The sequence below is a fragment of the Mesorhizobium alhagi CCNWXJ12-2 genome (genome assembly GCF_000236565.1).
Classification (GTDB): domain Bacteria; phylum Pseudomonadota; class Alphaproteobacteria; order Rhizobiales; family Rhizobiaceae; genus Allomesorhizobium; species Allomesorhizobium alhagi.
The window spans coordinates 1-5,369 of the sequence record NZ_AHAM01000229.1 but is presented as its reverse complement, the minus strand read 5'-3'; the positions used below and the strand labels follow the sequence as shown (position 1 = coordinate 5,369).

At 60.6% G+C, this 5,369-nt stretch carries 7 protein-coding genes; 5 read left to right on the top strand and 2 right to left on the bottom strand.

The genetic code is table 11. The features are described from left to right. The coding region (locus tag MAXJ12_RS25440; protein WP_008838944.1) for an invasion associated locus B family protein at nucleotides 1-199 on the top strand (199 nt) is incomplete at its 5' end. 12 nt (nucleotides 200-211) lie between these two features. Then, nucleotides 212-589: a hypothetical protein gene (locus MAXJ12_RS25435; RefSeq protein WP_008838943.1), complete on the top strand. Its 378-nt coding sequence runs from the start codon at nucleotides 212-214 to the stop codon at nucleotides 587-589. 593 nt (nucleotides 590-1,182) lie between these two features. On the opposite strand, the gene MAXJ12_RS25425 is transcribed toward MAXJ12_RS25435, so the two are convergent. Continuing rightward, on the bottom strand, nucleotides 1,183-2,004 hold the full coding sequence (locus MAXJ12_RS25425) for a transglutaminase-like domain-containing protein (RefSeq protein WP_008838941.1): 822 nt from the start codon (nucleotides 2,002-2,004) through the stop codon (nucleotides 1,183-1,185). Nucleotides 2,005-2,079: 75 nt separating this feature from the next. Continuing rightward, entirely contained in the window at nucleotides 2,080-2,979 is a 900-nt protein-coding gene (locus MAXJ12_RS25420; protein WP_040587966.1) for a transglutaminase family protein, read from the bottom strand. Nucleotides 2,980-3,302: 323 nt separating this feature from the next. Between MAXJ12_RS25420 and MAXJ12_RS25415 the strand changes: the two genes are divergently transcribed. Genes MAXJ12_RS25415 through MAXJ12_RS25405 form a run of 3 tightly spaced genes read left to right on the top strand, consistent with a single transcriptional unit; the run spans nucleotide 3,303 to nucleotide 4,832 of the window. Further along, nucleotides 3,303-3,512: a hypothetical protein gene (locus MAXJ12_RS25415; RefSeq protein WP_008838939.1), complete on the top strand. Its 210-nt coding sequence runs from the start codon at nucleotides 3,303-3,305 to the stop codon at nucleotides 3,510-3,512. A 32-nt stretch (nucleotides 3,513-3,544) separates the two neighbouring features. Further along, on the top strand, nucleotides 3,545-4,384 hold the full coding sequence (locus MAXJ12_RS25410) for a hypothetical protein (RefSeq protein WP_008838938.1): 840 nt from the start codon (nucleotides 3,545-3,547) through the stop codon (nucleotides 4,382-4,384). Continuing rightward, a complete protein-coding gene (locus MAXJ12_RS25405) occupies nucleotides 4,377-4,832 on the top strand; it encodes a hypothetical protein (protein WP_008838937.1) in 456 nt (151 codons plus the stop codon). Before MAXJ12_RS25410 ends, MAXJ12_RS25405 begins: the two co-directional genes overlap by 8 nt. Nucleotides 4,833-5,369 lie beyond the last annotated feature (537 nt).

The window sequence follows — 5,369 nt, the reverse complement described above, 5'->3', positions numbered from 1 at the left end:
GAAAGCGGTGGCCATCCAGACCAGTGACCAGAATGGCGCCTATGCCGCGGTGCCCCTCGACAAAGCGCTCATCACCGCCCTGAAGACCGGCACCAATCTGAACATCGGCATGGAATCTGTTACACGAAAGCCTGTCGCCATCCCATTGTCCCTGAACGGTTTTACCGCTGCGATCGACAAGCTGGACGCCGTCCAATAGGGCTGAACCAGCGTGCACGAAACCGGCAAGACCTATCGCGGCAAGCAACTCTCTCTCGACGGCAAGCGTTTCGAGAACTGCACTTTCGACCGTTGCGAACTGAACTACGGTGGCGGCATCCCGCCGGTGCTCTCGGGCTGCTCTTTCGACAACTGCTCATTCTCCTTTTCCGGCAGGGCCGCTTATACGCTGGCATTCCTGAGCGGCATGCATGGTGGCGGCTTCAGCGCGATGGTCGAGCAGACTTTTCAAGGCATACGCGACGGCGCCTATCTGCGGCTGCCGGTGCAGGAGCTCGATCGGCCGGGCGCGCGGCAGCCACCGGTCGATGCTCATCCGCTGGCTTTCCGGGTACCCCGGATCGTCAGCGTCCCCAAGCGCAAGGGCTAATTGCATGACGCGATGCGGCGTTCCTGAGGAGATCGGAAACACGCGCTTAACCTGGTCGCTGCAGGTGCAGATTCCGAATCGGATCGATCTGCCTGTTCATGTCAACGAATGCCATGTAATCGAGCAGAGCGTCTGGAATGGTTTTTCGATGCGGGCCGCAGCGCGACGGTGGCGGCAGGGCCTGTGTCGGTCCGCGTTGAAAAACCTCCCAAGGAGCGGTGAGTTTCGCCAAGGTCCGCGATCTGGAAGAAAACTTGGGCCTGAATGTCCGGCTAGGGTCACGACTTTCCCTTGACCTACTGTTGGGCAAGGTCGGCAAAAGGGGCCGACACCTGCCGGAGCGTGAACGTCCGGTCCGGAGAACCGTTGGGAACGGCGGTTTGGTTCAATGGCGTAACTGGTTCGTCCCAGCGACCGATGGAATGGCGGCTCGCCACCCAGAAGGAAATCGTCGCTGGAGAGCTCGACCAATCTCACCTGCTTGGCGGCCGGAGCGTATTCGGTTGGGAGCCCGCGCCAACGGACAACCCTATGCGGTTCGAAACGCCCGTGAAGTCGGGTATCGCCGGCGGCACAAGTCGCTGAGCGCTACGCTAGCCGTCGACGCCGGTGACTATCTCTTCCGTAGTCACCTCGAACCCAGCCAGCCGCGAGGCGCCAAAGCTCGTGGAAAGCGCGACGTCAGTCGCATCGCGGCCCGTTGCCATGAGGATTCGGCCGATACGGGGCTTGTTATGACGCGCATCGAAGGCAAACCAATGCCCGCTGAGATAAACTTCGAACCAGGCACTGAAATCCATCGGGTCCGGCGCCGGCGGGACGCCGATGTCGCCGAGATAGCCGGTGCAGTAGCGGGCTGGAATGTTCATGCACCGGCACAGCGTGATTGCGAGGTGCGCGAAGTCGCGGCAGACACCGGTCTTGTCGATATATCCACCATGTGCCGTCCTTAGAGGGTCGGCGTTCTGGTAGTTGAACGCGATGTGGGTGTGGACGAAATCGCAGATTGCCTGGACGCGAGGCCATCCCGACGGCGTATTGGCGAAGTTTGCCCAGGCGAAATCGCCGAGGCGATCGGTGTCGCAATAGCGGCTGCCGAGAAGGAAGACGAGCACCTCATCCGGCAGGTCCTTGATATCATGCTGGACCGCATCCGCGGCGACGACATCCGGCTTGCCGCTGTCATAGATCTCGAAGAGGGTCGAGATCATGGTCAAGCCGGCTGGGGCCTCGATACGCGTGCAGGCGTTTCCGAAGCCGTCAATATAGCCGCGCGGCTCGATCGGGCGATCGAAGCTGATGATCTGTTCCGTTAGCAAATCGATGCGTCGCGAGGGATGAATTTCGAGCACAAGCAACATCGGCGTGGCTGCGGGGCACTCAAAGGTCAGATTGTAGCCGGCTCGGATCCGCATCGACACTCCAGATTGGCGCTCGAAATGACAATGGCATCAGCAAACTCCGGCATAGGGGAAACGTTCCGCTGTCGGTCACGCCGAGGCCACGTCGTTGTCACCAGCTTCCGTGGTCACATTGACCTGCACCGTCATGCCAACAGCGTCAGACGCCGCGCCGCAATAGCTTCCGTAAAGCGGAATTGCCTGATGTGGCTCACGAGCCACGGCCACCCTGATCAGATCGCGGTTGCCGACGATGCCGTTTGTGGGATCGAACTCCACCCAACCGGCGCCAGGGAGATAGACCTGACACCATGCATGCGTAGATCCGCCACCCAGCGTGGCGGTGCTGTCGCGGCTCGGAACATAAATGTAGCCAGTGACGAACCGCGCGGCCAACCCGAGTGAGCGCACCGCTTCCATCATGAACAGCGCGAAGTCGCGACACGTGCCCCGCCGCTGATGAAGCGTTATCAGAGGCGGCTGGGTTCCCGCCTCGATGCGACGCGAATACACAAAACTCTCGTGGATCGCGTAGCAAAGCGTCATCAGCAGCTTGCCGGTCTGGGTGCGTCGGCCAGCGCTGATGAACTGTCGCGCCCACTTTCCGACTTCGTCGTGTTCATCAGGATAGTGGCGTTCAATTGTGCGGGCCAGGTCAGCCAACTCGTCCGGATCGTAGCCGAAAGGATAATCAAGAGCCGCGGGGTCGATGCGAAAGTCGGGAGTGTCCTCGGACGTATGGTCCAGACGAATGCGTGCGTCGAACTTCAGTTCGTTCGCGGCGCGAGAGAATCTGACGACCGACACGCAATTGCCAAATACGTCGTGGATCCAGCGCACCTCGGCGGGCTCCGGATCGATGAGCAAGATGGAATCGAGCAATCGCTGGTCATAGCTGTCCCTCGGCCTGAACATCAGCCGGTGCTCGCCAAAGCTTACCTGTCGGGCGTAGCGATAGACCGTTGTATGTTTGACCGAGAATATCGGCATCAAGAACCCTTACAAATCGGCGGATGCTCCGCAGCGGTTTGAGGAGGCCACCGCCTGACGACGTAATCATGATCGAAAGGCTACTCGCTTGCTCAATGCCCGACGAACGGGCTCCATTCACTCGCTCCGCAAATGCGCACGATCTCCCACGCGGCTACAACAGCCGCGCGGATAAGATTCGACGCATTGAATTGTAGCGCGACGGCACGACGTGGCGACCAGCGACGCTCTCATCCTATTGGGGTAACCTCAACCACAGGGCGAGCTGTTTGTCTTTTACCTACCAGCTATTCTCCCAAACGGCGCAAAAGGGAGCTTGGGAAATGTTGGAATTTCGCAAATACGGACTGATCGCGACCGTAGCCCTTTCGGCTTGGGCATCATCGGCCTTGGCCTTGGGCGTCATACCGCCGAGACCGGGTGGCGACGGAACCATATCGACGCCTGCGCCGATTGCCGGCGCCGGGTTGGCCTGGATGGGCATAGCAGGTGTCGGCGGCTATCTCATCTATAGGTTCCGCCGCCGCAAGTGAACGTGAACGCGTCACGAGTCCTTGGTTCAAAGATGTCCTTTGCACTGAGGAACAGGCCCTTTCAGGATTCGTCGGCCGGCTCCGTCGACTTCAATGTCGTGTTCGCAGGACTTGCCGTGACGGGATTTCTCAATGGTTCCGTCCTGCGTATGAAGAATGCCCTTTCAAACGATCCTGTCGGCGCACTACTCGGGACATTCGGCATCAGCGTCATCGTATGGGTGGGCATAGGATTCGCGACCGCGTTTTTGTGGGCTTCCACTGGCCGCGAATTCTCAAGGCGTGACGCTTGCATGGCGCTGGGGGCGTTTGCGCTGTTTCTCGTTCCCGCAGCACCGTTCAGCTGGATTGGCCTGACGTTGATAGCGGTCTATATCATGCGCGGCGCCGCTCCTGCCTCGATCCACAGGCGAGGCGCTGCGATCCTGCTCGCCGTTACCGTTCCGATGTTCTGGAGCCGCTTGGCTTTCTCGCTTTTCGGGGACGTCCTGCTGCGGATCGATGCGGCCTTGGTCTCTGCAGCCACAGGGGCTTATCGGGTCGGCAACGCGATCGCGTTCGCTGTCGGCTGGGGCTATTACTGGATCGCCCCGGCGTGTTCGTCAGTCGCCAACATCTCGCTTGCCTTCCTGGTCTATGTCCTCGCGCGGGAAATACCGTCTGGCGAACGGCGGCTCCCTTTCCGTTACGGACTGCTGGCGATCTTCTCGGTCGTGGCCCTCAACGTTGCGCGAATGGGGATCACGGGGATTTCCCGCGCGCATTACGACTTGATGCACGGTCCGCTGGGCGCGACCCTGGCTGGTTGGCTGAGCCTTGCAGCCATGACTGGAATTTGCTGGTGGGGGGGTCACAGGGTGCGCAATGCGTAAGATCCGCCTTGTCGAACTATGCCTGTTCGCCGGGCTTGCCGTGTCCGTGGGCATCAAGGTCGCACCCGGCGGGGCCAGCGGAATTCAGGTGGCCTGGGACGTGCAAACAGCGGCTGCCTTCGAGAATCGGGGGTTCAGCATCGACGGCATTGTTCCGGACCGCGATCCGCCGATGCTGTCGGTTCACAAATCGGGCTGCGACATGCAGATCGCGGAAGTTTCCCCGCTCGGCTGGCACCGTGACCTGCTGGCGAATATCGTGCGTCCGGACGAGCATCTCCTGTTCGTCTACCAAGGTGCGGTATTCGAGACACAACCTGTCTGGCGCACCAGCACCGGCTACCACTGGAACCGCCTCAGGAGTTATTTCGGGTATTCGGACGAGAACGGAATCGTGTTGGGCATAATAGCTTCCCACAACTGCAAGGTCGCGGAGATGGAGTGGTGAGAAACCCTTCAGTTTGGCGCCAGCTTTTTGATGAGGTCGACCAGTTCCGAACGCTAGCCTGGCTGACCTTTACGAGCAGGAAAGCTTGCGCTGAGAGCAGTCCATTCCACGGGAACCGACGCGCTTCCCCAACTGCAGTGGAGGGCGCTCGGATGGCTGACCATATCCGATGGCTTTGCGGAAGCGGAAATTCAGGGGAAGCGGCGGCTCGAGGCTCGTCGCCGCCCGTCCGGGAAAAACCAGCGCGAGTTCCGGGCTAAGCACAATCGGGCTGCGCGCTTGCCTCAGCTCCGCGTGTCTCGCGGCGATGCCCGCCCTGTTGCGGGCCAATCTGCCGGTGCGGCCACCCCTCATCGAGATTGCGAAAGATCGGCGCCTCCGCCGCTGTGCTTGATTTGCTTCAGATCGAGATGAGGTGATCGCGTTGGAGTAGCGGTCGCAAGCGTTGCAATTGACGACGTGCCGGGTCGCTGGCGCGCCGGCGACAGTCGGATTGCCCTCGGGTGTTGTTCAGGGACGGGAGTGCATCTCTACCAA